Source organism: Pseudoclavibacter caeni (assembly GCF_008831125.1).
GTDB lineage: Bacteria > Actinomycetota > Actinomycetes > Actinomycetales > Microbacteriaceae > Pseudoclavibacter_A > Pseudoclavibacter_A caeni.
In genome coordinates this window covers 211,562-233,549 of sequence record NZ_WBKA01000002.1, presented here as the reverse complement: position 1 = coordinate 233,549, position 21,988 = coordinate 211,562, and the positions used below count along the sequence as shown (strand labels likewise).

The 21,988-nt window shown below is 67.1% G+C and carries 19 protein-coding genes and 1 pseudogene; all 20 read left to right on the top strand.

Features of this window, described 5'->3' with window-relative positions:
• Nucleotides 1-15 precede the first annotated feature (15 nt).
• Entirely contained in the window at nt 16-1,284 is a 1,269-nt protein-coding gene (gene aroC, locus F8O02_RS03570; protein ID WP_158035869.1) for a chorismate synthase, read from the top strand.
• Nucleotides 1,281-1,793, top strand: a pseudogene (locus F8O02_RS09165) (shikimate kinase); the annotation flags it as partial. The gene aroC and the pseudogene F8O02_RS09165, both read left to right, overlap by 4 nt.
• 192 nt (nt 1,794-1,985) lie before the next feature.
• The gene (gene aroB, locus F8O02_RS09160) at nt 1,986-3,218 is read left to right on the top strand and encodes a 3-dehydroquinate synthase (protein WP_225734105.1); all 1,233 of its coding nucleotides are present in this window, start codon (nt 1,986-1,988) and stop codon (nt 3,216-3,218) included.
• A gap of 70 nt (nt 3,219-3,288) precedes the next feature.
• Complete coding sequence (locus F8O02_RS03560; protein WP_158035867.1) at nt 3,289-3,762, top strand: type II 3-dehydroquinate dehydratase; 474 nt, start codon at nt 3,289-3,291, stop codon at nt 3,760-3,762.
• 339 nt (nt 3,763-4,101) lie between these two features.
• Nucleotides 4,102-4,665, top strand: coding sequence for an elongation factor P (efp, locus tag F8O02_RS03555; RefSeq protein ID WP_158035866.1), 564 nt, complete (start codon nt 4,102-4,104; stop codon nt 4,663-4,665).
• Nucleotides 4,665-5,189, top strand: a complete 525-nt coding sequence (gene nusB / locus F8O02_RS03550) for a transcription antitermination factor NusB (protein WP_158035865.1) — start codon at nt 4,665-4,667, stop codon at nt 5,187-5,189. The genes efp and nusB overlap by 1 nt, the downstream gene beginning before the upstream one ends.
• A gap of 127 nt (nt 5,190-5,316) precedes the next feature.
• Nucleotides 5,317-6,663 carry a 23S rRNA (adenine(2503)-C(2))-methyltransferase RlmN gene (gene rlmN / locus F8O02_RS03545; RefSeq protein WP_404821169.1) on the top strand — a complete coding sequence of 449 codons (1,347 nt, stop codon included), beginning with the start codon at nt 5,317-5,319 and terminating at the stop codon, nt 6,661-6,663.
• A 575-nt stretch (nt 6,664-7,238) separates the two neighbouring features.
• Complete coding sequence (locus F8O02_RS03540) at nt 7,239-8,909, top strand: GspE/PulE family protein (protein WP_158035863.1); 1,671 nt, start codon at nt 7,239-7,241, stop codon at nt 8,907-8,909.
• Nucleotides 8,896-10,545 (top strand): type IV pilus twitching motility protein PilT, encoded by a 1,650-nt coding sequence (locus F8O02_RS03535; RefSeq protein ID WP_225734091.1) that lies wholly within the window; start codon nt 8,896-8,898, stop codon nt 10,543-10,545. The genes F8O02_RS03540 and F8O02_RS03535 overlap by 14 nt, the downstream gene beginning before the upstream one ends.
• Before the next feature lie 117 nt (nt 10,546-10,662).
• Nucleotides 10,663-11,907, top strand: coding sequence for a type II secretion system F family protein (locus F8O02_RS03530; RefSeq protein WP_179416300.1), 1,245 nt, complete (start codon nt 10,663-10,665; stop codon nt 11,905-11,907).
• A 134-nt stretch (nt 11,908-12,041) separates the two neighbouring features.
• On the top strand, nt 12,042-12,485 hold the full coding sequence (locus F8O02_RS09345; RefSeq protein WP_158035861.1) for a prepilin-type N-terminal cleavage/methylation domain-containing protein: 444 nt from the start codon (nt 12,042-12,044) through the stop codon (nt 12,483-12,485).
• Nucleotides 12,486-12,764: 279 nt separating this feature from the next.
• Nucleotides 12,765-13,508: a type II secretion system protein gene (locus F8O02_RS03520; RefSeq protein ID WP_158035860.1), complete on the top strand. Its 744-nt coding sequence runs from the start codon at nt 12,765-12,767 to the stop codon at nt 13,506-13,508.
• Nucleotides 13,505-14,338: a PulJ/GspJ family protein gene (locus F8O02_RS03515; RefSeq protein WP_158035859.1), complete on the top strand. Its 834-nt coding sequence runs from the start codon at nt 13,505-13,507 to the stop codon at nt 14,336-14,338. The genes F8O02_RS03520 and F8O02_RS03515 overlap by 4 nt, the downstream gene beginning before the upstream one ends.
• 67 nt (nt 14,339-14,405) lie before the next feature.
• On the top strand, nt 14,406-17,390 hold the full coding sequence (locus F8O02_RS03510; protein ID WP_158035858.1) for a hypothetical protein: 2,985 nt from the start codon (nt 14,406-14,408) through the stop codon (nt 17,388-17,390).
• On the top strand, nt 17,390-18,217 hold the full coding sequence (locus tag F8O02_RS03505) for a prepilin peptidase (protein ID WP_158035857.1): 828 nt from the start codon (nt 17,390-17,392) through the stop codon (nt 18,215-18,217). The genes F8O02_RS03510 and F8O02_RS03505 overlap by 1 nt, the downstream gene beginning before the upstream one ends.
• 49 nt (nt 18,218-18,266) lie before the next feature.
• Entirely contained in the window at nt 18,267-19,340 is a 1,074-nt protein-coding gene (gene pilM / locus F8O02_RS03500) for a pilus assembly protein PilM (RefSeq protein ID WP_158035856.1), read from the top strand.
• Between the two features lie 2 nt (nt 19,341-19,342).
• Nucleotides 19,343-20,098 (top strand): hypothetical protein, encoded by a 756-nt coding sequence (locus F8O02_RS03495; protein WP_158035855.1) that lies wholly within the window; start codon nt 19,343-19,345, stop codon nt 20,096-20,098.
• A complete protein-coding gene (pilO, locus tag F8O02_RS03490) occupies nt 20,098-20,823 on the top strand; it encodes a type 4a pilus biogenesis protein PilO (protein ID WP_158035854.1) in 726 nt (241 codons plus the stop codon). The genes F8O02_RS03495 and pilO overlap by 1 nt, the downstream gene beginning before the upstream one ends.
• A 158-nt stretch (nt 20,824-20,981) precedes the next feature.
• Nucleotides 20,982-21,347, top strand: a complete 366-nt coding sequence (locus F8O02_RS03485; RefSeq protein ID WP_158035853.1) for a roadblock/LC7 domain-containing protein — start codon at nt 20,982-20,984, stop codon at nt 21,345-21,347.
• Nucleotides 21,344-21,967, top strand: coding sequence for a protoglobin domain-containing protein (locus tag F8O02_RS03480; protein ID WP_158035852.1), 624 nt, complete (start codon nt 21,344-21,346; stop codon nt 21,965-21,967). Before F8O02_RS03485 ends, F8O02_RS03480 begins: the two co-directional genes overlap by 4 nt.
• Nucleotides 21,968-21,988: the final 21 nt, after the last annotated feature.

Genomic DNA, 21,988 nt, shown 5'->3' with positions numbered 1-21,988 from the left:
GGAAGAGGTACTGACATGCTGCGCTGGCTGACCGCGGGGGAGTCGCACGGCCCCGAGCTGATCGCGATGATCGAGGGGCTGCCCGCGGGCGTGCCCGTGACCCGTGAGGCGATCGGCCGGGAGCTTGCCCGCCGCCGTCTCGGCTACGGTCGCGGCGCCCGGATGAAGTTCGAGCAGGATGCCCTGTCGCTCTCGTGCGGCATCCTGCACGGGCGCACGATCGGCTCACCGGTGGCCATCCGCATCGGTAACACCGAGTGGCCCAAGTGGGAGCGGGTGATGACCCCCGACCCGATCGGCCGGGCCACGCTCGCTGGGGGACGCGCCGCGCCGCTGACCCGGCCGCGTCCCGGCCATGCCGACCTCGTCGGCATGCAGAAGTACGGTTTCGACGAGGCACGGCCGATCCTCGAGCGGGCCAGCGCCCGCGAGACCGCCGCCCGGGTCGCGCTCGGCGCGATCGCCCGGTCGTTCCTGCACGAGCTCGGCATCGACCTGGTCAGCCACACCGTCGCGATCGGCGGGGTGCACGCCCCCGACGACGCCCCGCACCCGACGCCCGCGGACGTCGACCGGCTCGACGCCGACCCGGTGCGCTGCTTCGACCAGGAGACCAGCCGCCGCATCGTCGAGCGCATCGATCAGGCGCACAAGGATGGCGACACGCTCGGCGGCGTCGTCGAGGTCGTCGCCTACGGGGTTCCCGCGGGGCTCGGCTCGCACATCCAGTGGGATCGTCGCCTCGACGGCCGGCTCGCCCAAGCGCTCATGGGCATCCAGGCAATCAAGGGCGTCGAGGTCGGCCGCGGGTTCGCTCTCGCCGAGATCCCGGGCTCCCGGGCTCACGACGAGATCGGGCTGGAGACGATCGACGGCGCTGCGGAGATCACCCGGGCGTCGAACCGTGCCGGCGGCCTCGAGGGCGGCATGACCAACGGCCTGCCCGTGTGGGTGCGGGCCGCGATGAAGCCGATCGCGACCGTCCCCCGTGCCCTGCGCACCGTGGACGTCGCCACCGGCGAGCCCGCCCGCGCGAACCACCAGCGGTCGGATGTGTGTGCGGTGCCCGCCGCGGGCGTCGTCGCCGAGGCGATGGTCGCGCTCGTGCTCGCCCAGGCGGTGCTTGAGAAGTTCGGCGGCGACTCGGTCGCCGAGACCCGCCGCAACCTGCAGGGGTACGTGGACGCGATCCCCGCCAGCCTGCGCAGCGCCGGGGATGTCGACCCCGACGCGGTCGCCGACCTCGCCGAGCAGGTCAGCGAGCAGAGCTCGGAGCGGGCATGAGCATCGTGCTCATCGGCCCGCCCGGGGCCGGCAAGTCGAGCGTCGGTCGGGCACTGGCCGCCCGCCTCGGCAGGGCGTTCGTTGACACCGACGAGGTGATCACCGCCCGCCATGGTGCGATCCCCGAGATCTTCGCCCGCGACGGTGAGGACGCGTTCCGCAGGCTTGAGGCACAGGCGGTCGCAGACGTGCTCGCGGGCGTTGGCGCGGACGAGACTGAAGCGCCAGGGGGCGACGTCGTGTCGCTCGGCGGGGGCGCCCCGCTGCAGTCGGCCGTGCAGGCCGTGCTCGCCGGGCACCGCATCGTGCTGCTCGACGTGGCCGACGACACCGTCGCCCGCCGGCTCGCCGCCGACCGGGCGGCCGACGCCGTCGAGCGGCCCCTGCTCGCCGGGGGTCTCGACACGTGGTGCCGGCTGCACGACGAGCGCATCGACACCTACCGTCGTCTCGCCGATGTGGCCGTCGACACGAGCGCCCTCACCGTCGACGAGGTCGTCGACCGGGTGGTCGACGCTCTCGGGGCGGGCGATGAGGGCACTGCGGCTGGAGAGACCGCCGCCGGCGAACGTGTGGTATCCGGTGTCGTGTCTGCCGGGGCGTCGGGCGCATCTGCGTTCGGTGGTCGGGTGGGCGGCGACCGTGCCGGGGATGGCGGCCGGACTGATGGTTCCGACCCGACAGACAGCGAGGAGCAGGCCATGACGACCGCCGATCAGAACCAGAACGTGACCGGGCAGGGCGGCGCGCCGACGAGCCAGCCGGACCTGCAGAAGGGGAGCCCCGCGGCGGACCCGACCGCTCCGGGCGGCGACCAGCGGGCCGGGGGCGACGTCAGCATCCGCCGCACCGACGAGGGGGACGTGCGCGTCGTCCACGTCGCCGGTGACCGACCCTACGACGTGTTCGTTGGCCCCGGGGCGTTTGACCTGATCGGTGAGGCGATCGACGACCGTGTGCGCCGCATCCTCATCGTCCACCAGCCTTCGTGCACGAAGCTGGCCGAGGAGCTGCGGGAGGGGCTGAGCACCGGCGTCGTCACCGCGATGACCGCTGAGGTGCCGGATGCCGAGGCCGCCAAGCGTATCGAGGTCGCTTCGTTCCTGTGGCAGCTGCTCGGCCAGGCGGACTTCACCCGTACCGACCTGATCATCGGCCTGGGCGGTGGGGCGGTCACCGACCTCGCCGGTTTCGTCGCGGCCACCTGGCTGCGCGGGGTGAAGGTGCTGCAGATCCCGACCACCGTGCTCGGCATGGCCGACGCGGCCGTCGGCGGCAAGACCGGGGTGAACACCGCCGAGGGCAAGAACCTGGTCGGTGCGTTCCACCCGCCGGTCGCCGTGTTCGCCGACCCGCGCGTGCTCGCGACGCTGCCCCGCAACGAACTGCTCACCGGGTACGCCGAGGTGATCAAATGCGGGTTCATCGGCGACAACACGATCCTCGACCTGATCGAGCAGCACCATGACGCGGCCGTCGACCCGCACTCGCCGGTGTTCCTCGACGCGCTCAGCCAGGCCGTCGCGCTGAAGGCCGAGGTCGTCTCGGCCGACCTGCGTGAGTCCGGCCGCCGCGAGATCCTCAACTACGGGCACACGCTCGGGCACGCGATCGAGTACGCAGAGCGGTACCAGTGGCGCCACGGTGCGGCCGTCTCGGTGGGCATGGCGTTCGCCGCCCACCTGGCGAATCTCACCGGGCATCTCGACGACGCGGGCCTCGACCGCCACTACCGGGTGCTGCAGTCGCTCGGGCTGCCCACCACGTACCGGCGCGGAGCGTGGGACCAGCTGCTGGCCGTCATGCACCGTGACAAGAAGACCCGCGGCGACGTGCTGCGGTTCATCATCCTCGATGGCATCGGGCACCCGATCGTGCTCACCGGGCCGGAGCCCGACCTGCTGTTCACCGCCTACCAGGAGATCGCGGAATGAGCGGCATCCACAGCGCGGCCGACAGGCTGGTATCGGGGCGGGCAGGCACCACTGAGCAGGAGGAGACGGAATGAGCCAGACGAAGACCATCGGCGGCGACGTGCTGGTGCTGAACGGGCCGAACCTCGGCCGGCTCGGCGCCCGCACCCCCGAGGTGTACGGCACTGCGACCCTCGACGACCTGCGCGGCGCGCTCGCCGATGAGGCCGTCCGGCTCGGGCTGACCGCCGAGGTGCGGCAGACCGATGACGAGGGCGAGCTGATCGGCTGGCTGTTCGAGGCGATCGAGACCCGCCGCCCCGTCGTGCTCAACCCCGCCGCGTTCACGCACTACTCGTATGCGCTCGCCGATGCGGCCGTGCAGGTGCCTGAGGCGGGTCTGCCTCTGGTTGAGGTGCACATCTCGAACCCGGCGGCCCGGGAGCGGTTCCGCCACCGCAGTGTGATCTCGGCCGTCGCCACGGGCACGATCGCGGGGTTCGGGTTCGATTCGTACGCCCTCGCGCTCGCGGCGATCGCGCGTATCCGGTCGCGGGGGGAGTAGGGGCGCTCAGCGCGGTGTGCCGTTCATCGCGGCTTCGGGCCGCCGGACGTGATCAGCGCGAGCGTGACGAGTTTGGAGTAGGTCAGCGCCTCAGGCGAGGCCTGGCCTCGCTGGAGCTCTGACGTAATCGTCTGGCATCGGTGATGGCCCTTTCTGCTGCGGAGAACCACACCAACTCGCCGGACGCCGCACATCTCGGTCATCCCACAGGAGTACTCTGGTTGCGTGTGCCTGTGCCCCGCGCAACCGGGGCTGGCACCGCGACGGGTGTGAGACGCGTGCGAGGGATCGCCGCCCTGCCGTCGTGCGACCGATGACGACTGAACGAAACGGAAGACTGTGGCAACCACCAACGACCTGAAGAACGGACTCGTCCTCAACATCGACGGACAGCTCTGGACCGTCATCGAGTTCCAGCATGTCAAGCCGGGCAAGGGCGGCGCGTTCGTGCGCACCAAGCTCAAGAACGTGCTTTCGGGCAAGGTGGTCGACCGCACGTTCAACGCGGGCACGAAGGTCGAGACCGCCACTGTTGACAAGCGCAGCATGCAGTACTCGTACAAGGACGGCGAGGACTTCGTGTTCATGGACACCGACAACTACGACATGGTGACCCTGCCGGCCGCCGTCGTGGGCGATGCCGCACACTTCCTGCTCGAGAATCAGGAGGCCACCGTGGCCTTCCACGAAGGCACCCCGCTGTACGTCGAGCTGCCGGCCTCCGTTGTGCTCGAGGTCACCTACACCGAGCCCGGTCTGCAGGGTGACCGCTCCAGCGCCGGCACGAAGCCCGCCACGCTTGAGACCGGCTACGAGATCCAGGTGCCGCTGTTCCTCGAGACGGGCACCAGGGTCAAGGTCGACACCCGCACCAGCGAGTACCTGGGCCGCGTGACCGACTGATGCCGATCGTCGAGCCCACCCCCCGCGCCCCGAAGGATGACTCGCGTCCCTTCTCCGGGCGCACGCTCGCCCGACAGCGGGCGGTGGACGTGCTGTACGCGGCCGACCTGCGCGGCCAGCGCATCCCCGATGCCGTCGATGCGTGGCTGGAGAACGCCCGGCACAACCTCGAGGGCAATCTCCCGCAGAGCGAGCCCGAGCTCGCCCGCCAGGCTCGCGCCCAGGCGGAGCTCGACAGCCTCGACAGCTTCCAGTACGCCCGCACGATCGCCCTGGGCGTCGCCGAGCATCAGGCCTCGATCGATGAGCTGATCGACGCGTACGCCCGCGACTGGACGCTCGCACGCATGCCGAAGGTGGATCTCGCCATCCTGCGTGTGGCCACGTGGGAGTTGCTCTACAACGACGAGGTGCCCACTGCGGTCGCGATCGCGGAGGCCGGCAAGCTTGCCCAGGTGCTCAGCACCGACAGCTCGCCTCGCTTCGTCAGCGGCGTGCTGCACGGCATCGCCGAGAACGCCTGACAGCGGGGATCCTCTGGGGCCTCTGCGTGGGCGGAACACCGTCGCAGTCGCAGGCGTTCCAGACATGGATCGACGTTCACACGCGGCAGCAGCCGCATCGTCGAGAACATTTCAGAGCAGGAGCCGAATGATGACCGAGCAGCGTGCACCGCAGACCGAGACCTCCTGCACCGGCGACGCCTGCGGCACCGCGGGGCGGCTCGCCGCGGCAGAGGTCGCGCGGCAGCGCACGGAGGTTCAGGAGCGGGGCCGGGGCGGGGCCGATGAGCGTGACGGGGCGGGCGCGGGGCGGCATCCTCGTGGCGACCGGCAGGTGCGGCCGCGCGCCGAGGGCTGGACCCAGCAGCGTGACCGCGCCGGACGGCCGCTGTTGCAGTTCGCCGAGCGGCGGCGGGTGCGGCGTCCGCCCCAGCATCTGGCCGACCTCGACCTGGCCGGGCGGAAGGCGTGGCTGAAGGAGCTCGGGCAGCCGGCCTTCCGTGCGACACAGCTGTCGAAGCACTGGTTCGTGCACCACACCTCCGACCCCGCGGCGATGAGCGACCTGCCGAAGGCCGGCCGCGAACAGCTTGTCGCGATGGTGCTGCCGTCGCTGCTGACCGAGGTGCGCCGGCTCGTCACCGACCGGGGCGACACGATCAAGTTCCTCTGGAAGCTGTTTGACGGGGCGCTCGTGGAGTCGGTGCTGATGCGGTACCCGAACCGCATCACCCTGTGCGTGTCGAGTGAGGCCGGGTGCGGCATGAACTGCCCGTTCTGCGCGACCGGGCAGGCGGGACTCACCCGCAACCTGTCGACCGCCGAGATCGTCGCCCAGGTCGTCGCCGCCAACCAGGTGATCGCCGACGGGCAGCTGAAGGGCGGCCGTCGTGACGATGAGCGCGTGACGAATGTGGTGTTCATGGGCATGGGAGAGCCGCTCGCGAACTACAAGCGGGTGATCGCCGCCGTGCACCGCATGGTCGACCCGCAGCCGGAGGGCATGGACATGTCCGCCCGGCAGATCACGGTGTCGTCGGTGGGGCTCGTGCCGGCGATCCGCCGGCTGGCCGACGAGGGCGTTCCCGTCACGTTCGCGCTCTCGCTGCACGCCCCCGACGACGAGCTGCGCGACGAGATGATCCCGGTCAACAGCCGGTGGAAGGTCGACGAGGCACTCGATGCCGCACATGAGTACTACGAGAAGACGGGGCGGCGTGTGTCGATCGAGTACGCACTGATCCGCGACATGAACGACCACCCGTGGCGGGCTGACCTGCTCGCCGCCAAGCTCAACGAGCGCGGTCACGGGTGGGCGCACGTCAACCCGATCCCGCTGAACCCGACGCCCGGCTCGGTGTGGACCGCCTCGACGCCGGCCGCCCAGCGGGAGTTCATCCGCCGGCTTGAGAACGCCGGGGTCGCTGCGACCCTGCGCGACACCCGAGGCCGCGAGATCGACGGCGCGTGCGGGCAGCTCGCGGCGGAGGAGTAGGGGGTCAGGGGTGCCGCGGGGCATCTGAGCGCGGGACGTTGTCCCGTGACGCTCGAGTGGCTCGGACACGCGTGCGCCATGCCCTCGCCCAGCTTGAGCGCATGTTGCGTGCGCCCGGTTCACTGGACTGCGGGGTGAGGTCGTGGGTTCTCCAGCTGCCACCGTCTCCTTCGTCGGCCGCCCGCCACAGGCTGGTCGCCATCTCGTCTGCCGCATGCCGGATGCCGGCAGCCCCGATCTTCTGCAAGTCGCCGTAGAGTACCGCAACCCGCCCTGCGCCACGAGACAGATGTTGGAGAATGCAGTGACACAGGTACACTGAGTTCGACCGCGTTCGCGACGTGCGCGGGCGATGGTTGACAGCGTCTCTGCCTTCGGTGGCATCGCGTTGCGGTGAAGCGTGCAGTTGCGTCAGGATTCGTCGTCCGGGCGTTCACACGCCCGATCTGCACCGCGACGATCGTCCGGCGGGTGCCTGTCGAACACGATGGGGAAGGCTCGGATGCTCGCGGGCGGTTCGTCGTTCACGCGGGTGCTCGTCGGGTGTGAAGCGCAGGAAGACTAAGGAGTTGCCGATGCTCTCACTGGTGCCAGATCTGCTGGTCCGTGGCGCGCTGACCGAGGACGAGGCGAAGAGCATCCCGCTCACCGTCCGCGGGTCGTCGCGCGAGGTGCAGTGGCTCATTGACAACACGAAGGTCAGCTCGGCCGATCTGGCGCAGAGCATCGCGCAGCGCGACGGCTTCGAGTATGTGGCGCTCGACCAGGTGCGCATCGATCCGGCTGCCGTGTCGACGGTGCCGGTGAGTGTGTGCCGCCGCGACGGGGTGATCCCGATCGCATTGACCGGCAAAGGCGGGCTCGTGCTCGCGATGCAGGATCCCGGCAACGTTCTCGCCATTGACGACGCGCAGATGTCGTCAGGACGCGCCATCACCCCGGTCGTCGCCGGCGCCAAGGAGATCCAGGCGGCGATCAACAAGTACCACCGCTCTGACAAGGAGCTCAGCGCGCTGACGAACGCGATCAGTGAGGAGGTGCAGCAGCGGCAGGCGGCGACGCTGCAGACCGCCGCCGATGACGACACCGCGCCGATCGTGCGGGTGGTCAACCTGCTCATCAACCAGGCGATCCACGACGGGGCGAGTGACATTCACATCGACCCGGGGGAGCACGAGTCGGTGGTCCGCTACCGTATCGACGGCATCCTGCACGAGGTGCAGCGGTCTGACAGTGACATCCATGCCGGCATCGTGTCGCGGCTGAAGATCATGGCGGGTATGAACATCGCCGAGAAGCGGGCGCCGCAGGACGGCCGGTTCTCCGTGTCGACCGGCGACCGTCGTGTGGATCTGCGTGTGGCGACGCTGCCGACAGTCTGGGGTGAGACGGTGGTCATGCGACTGCTGGACGCCCGGTCGGCGCCGTCGCATCTGAGTGACCTGGGCTTCGAGCCCGCGCAGCTGGAGGCGTTCCAGCGGTCGATCCACAAGTCGCACGGGCTCGTGCTCGTGACGGGCCCGACCGGGTCGGGCAAGTCGACCACCCTGTACGCGGCGCTGCGCGAGGTGGCCACGCCCGAGGTGAACGTGATCACCGTGGAGGATCCGGTCGAGTTCCGGTTCCCGGGCATCAACCAGGTGCAGGTGAACCCGAAGGCGGGGCTGACGTTCGCGGCGGCGCTGCGGTCGATCCTGCGCGCCGATCCCGACATCGTGTTGATCGGCGAGATCCGTGATGCCGAGACGGCGAAGATCGCGATCGAGGCGTCGTTGACCGGCCACCTTGTGCTCGCGACGCTGCACACGAACGACGCGGCCAGTGCGGTGACCCGGCTTTCCGAGATGGGCGTCGAGCCGTACCTCGTCTCGTCGGCGTTGACGGCGGTGGTCGGTCAGCGCCTGGCCCGCCGGCTGTGCGCGTACTGTCGTCGGCCCACGAGCGTGCCGATCGCGCAGGCACAGCAGATGGGGCTCGCCGGGCTGGAGGAGATCGCAGACGTGCAGGTGTACGAGGCGGTCGGCTGCTCGCACTGCCAGCACAGCGGGTACCGTTCGCGGCTGGGCGTGCACGAGATCATCGAGATGTCGCCGACGCTGGCGCGGATGACACTCGATGGTGCCGGCGCGGGCGACCTCGCCGCACAGGCTCAGGCCGAGGGCACCGTGCCGATGCGCGGTGACGGCTGGACGAAGGTCCGCGAGGGCATCACCACGATCGAGGAGGTTCTGCGTGTCGTCTCTTGATGATCTGTTGCATGGGGGCGCGACCGGTGGGTCGGATCGGGGCGATGACGCCTCGGCCGGCGGTGACCGGGTGTTCTCACTGGATGGCGGCGATGGGCTGTCGTCGCTGGAGGAGCTGACGCGGCGGGCGCGCCGCAAGGCCGCCGAGTGGCGGGCTGCGGATGCGGCGGGCCACCCGGAGGCGGCCGGTCCTGCCGACACCGGCGCGGCGGATGCCACGGCCGGGCCCGTAGGGCCGGGCTCGTCGTCCGCGTCTGGCACGTCGGATGCCGGCGCCGCCGGCTCCTCGTGGTGGCCCGTCGCCAGCACCGGCCCGACTCCGACGGTTGCCGACGCGGTCGAGACCCCGCAGACCCGGGTGCTGCCGACCGTGTCGGGTGCTGGCGAGGTGTCGGTCTCTGCCCGGGCGACGCCCACCGCGCCCGCCGCCCAGGCCACCGTGCCCGCCGATCGGGGCGCCGAGCAGCCCGGCTTCGCTTCGCAGGTGCGTGATCCGGCGGTCGAGCGGCTGGTGCAGGAGCGTGACCAGCAGCGCACGCGGGCCGGTCTGCAGGAGACGATGCATCCGGATCTGCGGGAGTGCTTGCGGCTCGTCATCGAGCGCGGGGCCTCCGATCTGCACATCGGCGTGGATGTGGCGCCGAGCTTCCGCATCGACGGCGACCTGCAGCATCTGCCGCAGTTCTCCACCCCGTGGGGGCACGAGCAGATGCACGCGATCGTCAAGTCGATCCTCACACCTGAGGAGTTCGAGCAGCTCGTCGACGAGTTCGAGCTTGATCTCGGCATCGATTACGACGAGGACTACCGCTTCCGTGTGAACCTCTCGTTCGACCGGTTGGGCGTGGCTGGGGTGTTCCGGCTCATTCCCAATGAGGTGTTGAGCCTCAAGCAGCTGAACATGCCCGAGTCGCTGTACAAGCTGGCCGACATGCCTCGCGGGCTCGTGCTCGTGACCGGGCCGACCGGCTCCGGCAAGTCGACGACCCTGGCGGCGATGATCGACCGGGTCAACGAGACCAGGCCCTGCCACATCCTCACCATCGAGGATCCGATCGAGTATGTGCACAAGCCGAAGCAGGCGGTGGTCAACCAGCGCGAGGTGGGCCGCGACACCAAGTCGTTCAACGAGGCCTTGCGCCGGGCGCTGCGTCAGGATCCCGATGTGATCCTGGTCGGCGAGCTCCGTGATCACGAGACGATCCAGGTGGCGCTGACCGCTGCGGAGACTGGCCACCTCGTGCTCTCCACCCTGCACACGCAGGACAGCGTGCAGACGGTGGATCGCATCATCGATGTGTTCCCGGCCGCCCAGCAGGGGCAGATTCGCACCCAGCTGGCCGGCACGCTGCGCGGGGTGGTGTCGCAGACGCTGCTGAAGCGCGTGGGCGGTGGGCGGGTCGCGGCCAGTGAGATCCTGCTGGGTACGAGCGCCGTTTCGAACATGATCCGCGAGGGCAAGACCCACCTGCTGTACTCGGCGTTGCAGTCGGGGTCGCAGTATGGCATGCGCACGCTCGACCAGAACCTGGCAGAGCTGGTCGGCACCGGGCAGGTCGATCGCAGCGAGGCTGAGGTGTATGTGAAGGATCCACAGGCGTTCCGGTCGTTGCGCAACCGGATCTCCACCTACTGATGCTGACCGAGCCGCGCACCGTCGGACGGTGCGCGGCCGACACGGACTGCAGACTGACAAGCGCCCGGCACCCCGGGCGGGGGGCGAGGAGAGATGCCCCGGATGGGAGGAACAGGGATGTCCACGAGTACGTCGTCCGAGACCGACTACCGTTATGAGGGTCTTGATCGGCACAACAAGCGCGTGCGTGGGTCGGTCGTGGCGACGACCGAGGACGCTGCGGCGAACAAGATCCAGAGCCTTGGCATACTGCCCACCGCGATCACCGCCGTGGATAGGTCAGGGCTGAACCGTGAGATCACGATCCCCGGGTTCGGCAAGGGGGTGAAGCTGCGTGAGCTGGCGATCATCAGCCGGCAGATGTCGACGCTGATCAGCGCTGGCCTGCCTCTGGTGACCGTGCTGAGTGTGACGAGGCAGCAGGTGGACAGCAAAGTCGTCGCCGAGGCGCTCGACGGCGTGCGCACGCAGGTGGAGCAGGGCATCTCGCTCTCGCAGGGGTTCGCGCAGTACTCGGATGTGTTCCCCAAGCTGTTTGTGCAGCTCGTCGAGGCGGGCGAGGTCTCTGGCAACCTTGACCTTGCGCTGCAGGGCATCGCCGACGCGTACGAGCGGCAGGTGAAGCTGCATGACGAGGTCAAGAGTGCGATGACGTACCCGGTCGTGGTGCTCGTCATCGCGGTGCTCGCTGTGATCGGCATCACCTGGTTCATCGTGCCGATCTTCCAGGACATGTTCGAACAGCTGGGTGGCGAGCTGCCGCTGCCGACACAGGTTCTGGTCAGTCTCAGTCATGTGATGCCCTGGCTCGGCCCGCTCGTCATCGTGCTCTCGATCGCTGTGGTGGTGGCCTATCGGGCGAACAAAGACAACCCTCGGGTGCGGCATGTGCTCGACCCGATGCTGCTGAGGATGCCGGTGCTCGGCAAACTCAACCAGAAGGTGGCTGTGGGGCGTTTCATGAGTAACCTCGCCGTGCTCTCGCGCGCCGGCGTGTCGCTGACGCAGGCGCTCGCGACGGTCGCGGGCACCGCCGGGAACGCTGTGGTTGAGGATGCGGTGCTGCGGATCAGCGAGGCGGTGAGCAACGGTGAGTCTCTCGCCTCGGCGATGCGGCGCGAGCCGGTGTTCCCGAACACCGCGGTGCAGATGGTCGCTGCGGGCGAGGCCTCGGGCGAGCTGGACAGCATGCTCACGAAGGTCGCCGCGTACTACGACGAGGAGGTGCAGTCGGCGACCGATCGGTTGACCGCGGTGATGGAGCCGATCATGATCGTGGTGATCGGCGTGATCATCGGTGGGATGGTCATCGCGCTGTACATGCCGATGTTCCAGTTGAACACGATGGTCGGCAACTCCTGATCGGTTGCACAGGGCTTTCAGGTTTCTTTCAGGTTCGTTTCATACCATCACAGCTGTACGGCAAGGGGCCGTGCAGGCGAGGCCAAGTGATTGGCACCGTCGAACTCCTTTCGTCGAATCTAGGAGATTCAGCAATGAAGACGATTTCGAAGGTACTGGCCGATCGGGCCAAGGCACTGCGCGAACGGGACGAGGAGCAGAAGGGCTTCACCCTGGTCGAACTGCTCGTCGTGGTCGCGATCATTGCGATCTTGGCCGCAGTCGCCATCCCGCTTTATATGAACTCGCAGAATCAGGCTCGCATTTCTGCAGTGAAGAGTGCACTGCAGAGTGTGCAGAATACTATTGCTGCCGATTCAGTGGACAATCCAAGCGAGAAGCTCGGCGATGCAATCAAGAAAGCTGGTTACAGCACAGAAGGAACGGGTAATCAGATCACTATCAAACCCGCCGAAGGTACATCGGCCGATACTGCTATTAAGGACCTCACTGGCACTTACTCCCTCACGGGTTCTCAAAATGGAACCGACGTTACCATGACTGTGGATTCGGCGAACGGCGTATCGTTCACCGAGTAGACCGATCAGGGGATTCTGAGCCGTTGAGCCAGAGTACCTAGGTAGGTGGGCCGAGCTGTGCTAGAGATTGCAGCTCGGCCTCTCCTGCCGCAGGTCGGGCTGGAACGCCTGGCCCAGCCAGCATCGCCATCATGCAGCAGACACTCCTCACCCGACGGGCGGCGTCGCATCACCTCCGGACCAGACGGGCACAGCCTGTCCAGGGCAGGCGGGGATGACGGGCCGGCAGGAACGCCCAGCAGGGCGAGGACGACGACAGACTTTGGGGATCGAATCAGGATGACCAGAGGAACCGCAGGAGCGGCGCCCGGAGGGTGTGGGCACGCACACAGGTCACAGGGGGGCATCACCTTCGTCGAGGTCATCGTCTCGCTCGCGATCCTCATGCTGGTCGCGATCATCATCGTCCCCGCCATCCTCTCGACGCTGCGGCTCACCCGCATCAGCGCGGCCACGTCGGCAGCGACCTCCTTCGCCCAGGGGCAGGTCTCCGGGGTCATGGCGGCGGGAGACTCTAATGACGTCACCGCCGACACCAACAGCGACGGATCGGCCACGCCTGCCGGGCTGTACACCTGCGGAACGGTGCTGCAGAACATCGCGATCGTCGCCAACCAGGCGTTCCCCGACAGCGCCTATGTGCAGGCGGACGACCTGCCCGATGCAGAACGGCTCAAGAAACTGTATACGGCCGAGCAGACGGCCTTCAGACTGGGCCCCGACGCCTTCACCGGCTCACGAGACTTCGGCGGACGAGCCGGCACCCTCTGGGTGACGCAGAGCGTCGAGCTGAACTTCCCGAGGGCCGACACCCCGGTCTCGTTCACCGCCGATGCGGAGCGGTCGCAGCCGGTCGACACCATGTGCTCGCCGAGCATCACCTCTTCGACATGCGCGAGTGATGCGACCTGCCAGATCGGGTGGCTCACCTACACTGTGACCGTCAGACTCGACAACGAGGCCGGACAGGAGCTGACCTCACAGCAGGCCGTGCTCCCCATGCGCACCGGGGGCGTCGAATGACCGACCGCACCAGAGCGATTGCCCATCGCCTCCTCGTCCTCCTCCAGCGCCGTCACCCCCGGGTGCGTCTGCTCGGCGAGCGAGGTGTCACACTCGTCGAGGTGCTGCTCGCCGGGGCATTCACCGTGGTCGTGCTGGCCATCGCAGGCGGCATCATGGTCACCACATTGCGCGCCGAGAACTCGGTCACCCGCTCCAGCAACATGAGCGCCCAGGCCGGCAACCTCACCCGCGACCTGAGCGATGACCTCTCAGATGCGGTGCTCGTGCAGACCGACCCCAAGAAAGATGCCGGCGGCTACACATTCGGCCCGGATGACATCCTGTACCTCTCGGCCTTCGTGGTGAGCGCCGCCGATCGCAGCGAACCGAATGCCGAGTACAACGATGAGGTGACCACGACCAAGGTCACCGGCACCTGCAAGGCGTGGGCATATGTGCCCGACCAGCAGGCGGTGTTCGTGCGCGAGGCAGCCGACTCTCAGCAGATCGAGAGCTTCACCGGTGTGACGATCGCACACCCCGTGCCGCGCATCGTCGATGGCGACCTCACCGGCTGGCGCCGGATCGCAGGCGGCACCATCAACGGCACGGACAACCCCGACGTGGCCTCGATCCAGCTGGTCGATGCCGAGACCCCGATCTTCGCCGAACAACAGCAGAGCGGCACCACAACGCAGTCAAATCTGCGCGCGATCCGGCTCGACTTCCTGATCGAGGCGAAAGACACCGACCCCGTGACCATCAACTCGCGATTTTCCACCAGCACGGCGCTCGCCGGCCCCGGGGCGACCGTGCAGTGGGGCGACACAAGCTGTCTGGCGGACTGAGATGGAGATGCACATGAATCACACGGACCAGCCACGTCCAGCACTCCGGGCACGGCACACCCCATGGATGCAGCGCTTCGCTCCCGAGCATCTGAACGCCCAGTCGGGCATCGCACTGCCCACCGTCATCGTACTTCTGGCCATCGCCTCCTTGGTGGTCGGCTCGGTCAGCTCCTCCGCTCTCGCGGCGAACGGCGTGGCCGAGGCATCGAGGACAGCCTCCGAGGCCGAATCCGAGGCCAACGCCGCGTTCGACTATGTGCGCAGTGCCATCGTCGCCGGACAGGTGAGCACACAGACACTTCGGGCACAGACCGCCGCGACGGCGGCGGAGGCCGAGGACCCGGATCACCCCTATCGATCCAGCGCCGACCTCCTCGAGAACGCCCTGAGCAGCGATGGGGTCCCGCTCAGAGACAGCGCTCCTGCCGCCCTCCAGGACGCGGACGTCCACGTGTACGTCGCCAAGAACAGCTGGCAGGACGATCATGCGGACGATGGGGCGGACGCAGCCGCGTCACTGGACACGTTCACGCTCTCGCTCGTGGCCGAGGCGACCGTCACCAGTGACGCGGTCTCCATGCGCACCCGCGAACCGGTGACCAAGCAGATGAGCGCAGACGTCGTGGTACAGCCGAAGAAAGAGGAGGCCTACTCCCCGGACTGCAAGACGAACCCCGAACTGTACGGCTGCTCCACCGGCGAGGACACCTACATCAGTCGCGGTGACACGAACCTGATCAACACGAGCTTCGGCACCCGCGCCCCGAACAGTGACGACGCCGATCCTTCGAACCCCGATGTGAACGTCTACGTCGAGGGCAACCTGAACGGCTGCATGGGCACTGACATCGCCGGCACCCTCACCGTCGACGGTGACGCGACCATGGGCACGAAGGAGACCGTTTACAAGACCGTGCACACGGACGGGTATTACACCTGGTGGGGATGGTGGGTTCCCGGCAGCGATCAGCAGGTTCCAGACACAGACAAGATGAAGTGCAATGTGGCCAAGAGCATCACGGTCAAAGGCGACATGCGGGTGAACTCGCCCTCCGGCCTGGTCACCACCTACGGCTCGACCGTGCACGTTGGCGGCAACCTCTATCTCGACGGCAACTTCAACATCGAGGGTGATGTCAAGGTCGACGGCGACATCATCTCCATCTCCGATGCCGACACCGAGGTCAACTACTCCGCGAGTGTGTACGCCGGCGGCAGCATCAAGATGGCGGGCAAGTTCACCGTGGGTGAGGATCTGGTCGCCAAGAAGGACGTGACCGTCGTCTGGAGCCGTACCGCCTGCACCGGTGACAGCTGCGGCTACAACGTCAAGCGCAATGTCGTCTCTCTCGATGGCTCCGTGTACGCCACACGATTCCTCGTGGCGGATGGCGGATCCATCCGTGCGAGGAAGAACGTGATGCTGCGCCGTGTGACCGTCTACGGCGGCGATGTCGTGGCAGAGACCGGCTGGGTGAGCTTCCAGAATCTCAAGGATGGCCGCGAGGTGACAGATGACGGCGGTGTCAGCGGCTCCTGGACCTACGACCAGGTATATGGAGACGTATGGGCCGGTAACGGCGTCTATTACGCGCACTCGTCCTCGTACGGTGCAAGAATGAACCCCACCGTCTACGGCACGATTCACGTCCTGAGTGGTGAGGTGCAGTACGCCGACCCATACCCGTTCATCTACTGCGACACCCCCGACAACCCGAGCGTGTGCGAGAACGACGCGTCGCATCAGAGCTTCGGCATCCCGGACGGCTCCACGTTCTCCGGGCAGACCGGGCTCAGCTCGCTCAAGGGCCAGTGGGACTCCGTCATTCTCGTTGCCAGGGACGGATTCAAGGTCTATGCCAATGCGCAGGCCCTGCCCTACGACTACACGTCGCGCTACCGATTCGGGCAGATCGCCGACGTCATCGACACAGGGTTCAACGGGGGTGCTTACACGACGCTGTCCAAGAGTCGGTCCTGCGCAGCCACCTCGCCGAACCCGACCAGGATCTCGAACAGGGACACCCTCAGCGCTTGCGGGGTGGCTCCGGCCATGCCACAGCTTGATCTCACAACCCTGCATCTGCCGGATGGGTGGGACACCGCGACCGTCATCGAGCAGCAGAAGAAGCAGCCGGTGATGACGAAGCAGTACATCGTGCAGCAGTCGACCCTCGCGACGTGGAAGAAGTACTATTTCGCCGACGCCGACCGCAAAGACACCACGAACCGGCTGTACCGCGGTGCGGTCTACGGCGGCACCTGCTCGGATCTCGAGAGCTCCGGCGATGGCGGGACAGACCTGCAGCATGCCCTGCTGAAGAACGCTGGCGAGCAGGGATGGGATTCGGCTCAGAAGGTCATGCTCATCGCCGACTGCGATCAACCGCTCACGATCGACACCGCGGTCATCTCCGACAGCACCGATCGCATCCACCAGACCCAGGACCTCGCGATCGTCTCGGATCGCGGTTTCCGGTTCTTGAAGAGCGGGACGGATGCGACCGATGTCGGCCCCAACCTGAACCTGTATCTGCTCGTTCCCACCGACTACAATGCCCCGGGCACGACAGACTATGCCGAGCAGGCCAACTACTGTGTGAAGCCTCGCACCGATGCGTCGGGCAATCCCGTGCTCGACGCGGACGGCAACCAGCTCACCCGCGTGCAGTATGACCCCGCAAAGAACCCGGGGGATCACGCGGTCTTCACGAACGAGCAGATGAACGATCCGGCTGGGCCGAACGGGGTCATCAAGTTCGGCGGGCAGAACAACTTCACCTTCTCGAACCAGGTGAATGTGTACACATTCACCCCCTGCACGGTGGACTTGAACGACACGGTGGAGTTCCGCGGCAGTATCGTCGCCGGGATGACCTACATCTGGGACAAGGTCGACAACCGCGACGTGTGGTTCGTGCCCAGCATGGCGATGCCGGCCAAGATCATCAACGGCAGTGGCACCGGCCTGCCCACGGACGGCGACACGACGTACTCTTCCCGCGTGCAGGTGGTCAACCGCCTCAACGGGGCGGGGGAGGATGACTGATGGCACCCGTTCTCATCACGGTCGTCACCGTCCTCGGCCTCGTGATCGGCTCATTCCTCAACGTGGTGATCTACCGGCTGCCCGAGCACGAGTCGCTGTCGAGCCCGCGCAGCCACTGCATGAACTGCGGGCACCAGCTCGCCTGGTGGGAGAACATACCGGTGTTCAGCTGGCTGGCCCTCCGCGGCCGATGCCGCTCCTGTAAGGCCCGCATCTCCGTCCAGTATCCGGCCATCGAGGCGCTCACCGCGGTGCTGTTCCTGATCGCCGGGCTCGTGTTCGTGCCGCCGATCGGCCTGGCATCCGGCGCCGGACAGGTGGTCGCTGACGTCTGCATCCTGCTGGCCACCCTGTGGTTCATCGCGGTGGCTGTCGCACTGACCGTCATCGATCTGCACACCCATCTGCTGCCAAACCGGGTCGTCTACCCGTCGGTGATCGTGGTGCTCGTGCTGGAGCTCGTCGCCGCGATCGCCGCTGGCGCCTGGCACAGCCTGCTCACCGCAGTGCTCGGGCTCGTGACACTCGGCGGCCTGTACCTGCTGGTGGCGTTCATCTCGCCGAAGGGCATGGGGCTGGGCGATGTCAAGTACGCCGCCCTCATCGGTCTCGTACTCGGCTGGCACGGATGGGCCTACACCGTGCTGGGCCTCGTGCTGCCGTTTCTCATCGGCGCCGTGTTCGCCCTTGTCCTGCTCCTCGCCCGCCGAGCGAACCGGAAGACGGGCATTCCCTTCGGCCCGTCGATGGGCCTCGGAGCGATCGTCACGATGCTGTGGGGCGAGCCACTGATGACCTGGTATCTCTCGCTGTGGGGACTCGCATGACCCCCACGGCGCGCACACTGACAGACCAACCAGCAGACGAGGAGCACACATGCCCAGGCAGATGATCGGCCTCGACATCGGCCAGACCGCCGTCCGCGGCGCCCAGCTGCGCATCACCCGGGGCGGCATCACCGTCACCCGCTACCACGAGGTGTCCCTGCCGCATGGCGTGGTCAGCCAGGGGGACGTGCTCGATGCGCCCACGCTCGTCGCGGCGCTGCAGCAGCTCTACGACGAGGGTGACTTCACCACCCGGCAGGCACGCCTTTCAATCGGCAACCGCCACGTCTATGTGCGCGAGCACTCCGTGAAGCGCGTACCGCTGACGATGCTCAAGTCGAGCCTGCGCTACCAGATCGACGACGTGCTGCCCCTCGACCCGGACAAGGCCGTGCTCGACTACTTTCCCGCCTCGCTCAGCGTCACCGGCGGTCAGCCCACCTACACCGGCCTGCTCGTCGCCGCAGAGACAGAGCCACTGGAGGCGCTGGCTCAGGCCATTCACAAAGCGAAGCTCCGCCTCACCGGCGTCGACCTCTCCGCCTTCGCTCTGCTGCGCGCGCTCGACCCGACACGGCCCACCGCCGGTGCGGACGGGCAGGGGAGCGGCAATGCGCTCGATCGTGTGCTCACCGACCTCATCATCGATTTCGGGGCCGGCACCACGCAGATCGTCGCCGTACACGGCATCCGCCCCCTCGCCGTGCGCATGCTGCCCAGTGGCGGCGACGACATCACCGAGGTGCTGCAGAGCGTCGATGACGCGGCGTTCGGCGAGGCCGAGGCCGCCAAGGCGAGCACCGGCTATCTCGGCGGTCTCGCACAGACCCCCGCCGAGCAGGCCATCGCCGCAGGGGTCGACCGTCTGGTGAGTGCGATCAGCGACACGATCACGTTCTTCCACAACACGACACCCGACCTGGAACACATCGACCGGGTCATCATCACCGGCGGCGGCAGCCGCATGCCCGGTCTGCAACAGCACCTCGTCGACTTGCTCGGTCTGCCCGTCTACCTCGGCCAGCCGTTGCAGGGGCTGCGTTTCGCGAGCGCAGAGGCCGAGTCGTACGCCTACGATCATCTGAGCACCTGCGCGGTCGCGCTCGGAACGATGGAGAACTGATCATGGCCATCACCTTCAAACGTGTCAAGACCGACACCGGGGCGGTCACCCTGCCCTCGTCGCCCAGCGTCAACCTGCTGCCGCCTTCGCAGACGAAAGTGCTGGAGATGCAGCGAGCGGTGCGCGTCATCGCGGCGCTCGGCATCGGCTTCGTGATCGTCAACGGCGCGCTGTTCGCCTACGCGAGCGGCTCGTCCACCACCGCCTCGCGCACGCTCGCCGCCGAGCAGGCAACGACCTCGCAGCTGCAGACCACCCTGCGGCAGAACTCCCAGGTGCTCACCATCGACGACCAGATCACCCAGCTTGAGCAGGATCGCATCGCCGTCACCGCCCGTGAGGGCGACTGGCAGGATCTGCTCAACACCGTCACCAACGCCACGCCGCAGGGCATGGCGATCACCACGTTCAACGTGCAGACGGTGGGGTCGACGTCGAGCGGGTCGTCATCCTCCACCAGCAAGCCGAGCGCCGACAACATCGGCACCGTCAAGGTCACCGCTGAGAGCGATGATCTACCCAACATCAGCCAGTGGATCGACAATGTGCGCGTCATCAACGGGGTTGCCGACGTCACGGCCCAACAGATCGACAACAAGCAGCAGAGCTCGTCCGGAACGAACAAAGACACCTCAAGGAAATACCAGTCGCAGCTGACCATCACCTTGAACGCCAGCAGGTTCACCAATCGCTTCGTCACCGACGACAGCTTGACGATGAGCGGTGACACGACCGCCGTGCAGCAGGGAGGCAACTGATGCCCGAGCAGCAGCAGACACAGGCCGCGGCCGGTGGAGCGAGGCAGAAGAAGGGGCAAGGCCTGTCATCCAGCATCACACCCCGAACGCTGATGATCTTCGCGATCGTGGGCATCGCCCTCGTGCAGGTGCTTGTCGTCGTGCTGGTGCTCGTGCCGGTGTTTCGCACCGGGGCTGAGACGAACCAGAAGGTCAGCGAGGAGCAGGCGAGACAGACCCAGCTTCAGCAGCAGATCACCGACGCGAAGTCCCAGGCCAGCCAGATGAGCACACTGCAGGCTCAGCTCACGCAACTCCAGGGGGAACTGCCCGGTGCGATCGATCAGGAGGGTTTCCTGCGCAGCATCAACGGCATCGTCGGCGCCAACGGTGTGCAGCTGAGCTCGATCAACTGGAAGGATCCGATCACCTTCGCCGACTTTAAGAAGGTCGTCGACGACTATCCGATCCAGCCCTCGTCGGTCACCGCCGATCAGGAGCGGGTCTACGAGCAGGTCAACGCCGCCCTCGCTGCGGCCGCGAACGACTCGCGGCTGCAGGCCGTGCCCGTGAGCATCACGGTCAAGGGCGGCTACGAGAACATGGCCGGGTTCATCTCCGCGGCGCAGCACCTCGACCGCATCTACTGGGTCAACGGGGTCAACATCAACCGCGAGAGTGGTGATGACGCGAACAGCTACACCGCCGTGCTCAGCGGGTACACGTTCATCCGGCCGGAGTCTTGACCGCATCGGGGAGGGAGCACGGGGCGAACGTGTGATGGCAGAGGAAGGCTTGCCTCAGTGGCCGGGTTGTCGGCGGGGCAGGGTAATATTGTGACACAGCGGAGTCATAGACAACAGAATGACATGCCCTCCGCATGGACTTCCAGAGAGGAATGAAGATGAGTCGACAGGATGAACTTGTCCACATCATCGGCGACATTCGTCGGTCGATCCCGACACTCACGGGTGTCATGGTCGCCACGGCCGATGGTCTGCCGATCGCGCACGACTTCAGTGAGGATGCCGCCGATCGGCTGGCGGCGATGGCCGCCACCGCGCTCGGTCTCGGCGAACGTGTCGTCGAGCGCACTCAGCTGGGTGACTTCGCAGAGGGCGTCTTCCGCGGTCGAGACGGTTACCTGGTCGTGTACCCTTGCGGCGACCAGATGGTGCTCGTGCTCAACGGGCCGGCCAACAGCAATCTGGGCCTGATGCGCATCGAGGCCCGTTCAGCCGCGGCGAAGATCACGGAGGCCATGCGATGACGAACCAGCCCCACGACAGCTTCGATGTCGAGCTCGTGGCACGCGTTGCGCGCGAGCAGATGCCCCCGGAGACCGCGTTTACCGAGCGTGACGCGATGATCCTGCAAGAGTACAAGGACTTCCTCATGTCTCTTGGCCCCCTGCTGCTGCACGAGTTCTACGACACGCTCTACGCGTACCCGCCCACCGCGGCGATCTTCAAGCCCGGCGAGCGCGCTGCCCGCGAGCGCACCCTCGCCGGCTGGTGGGAGCGCACCGTCCAGGGGCCGCTGGGCGACAGCTACTTCAACTGGATGGCGATGGTCGGCCTCGTGCATGTGTTGCGTGGCGTGACCAACCCGATGATGCTCTCGATGGGCGACCACGTCGCAGAGGTCGTCGCCGGGCAGGCTGACGAGCAGCTGACGGCCGAGGACGCCGACCGGCTGACCCACTCGTTCAACCGGCTCATGGCGACGGTCTCGGCCGTGATCGCCCATGGGTATGACGTCGCGACGGAGGCCGCATTGTTCGATGTGGCCGGGATGCCGATGGCACTGCTGCACCGCCTGCGTGACCAGGAGATCTCCCAGGCGCTGGTGCGAGTGCGTGCCCAGATCGACCACCAGATCCAGCAGTAGCTACAGGCGCTGGCAGTACGC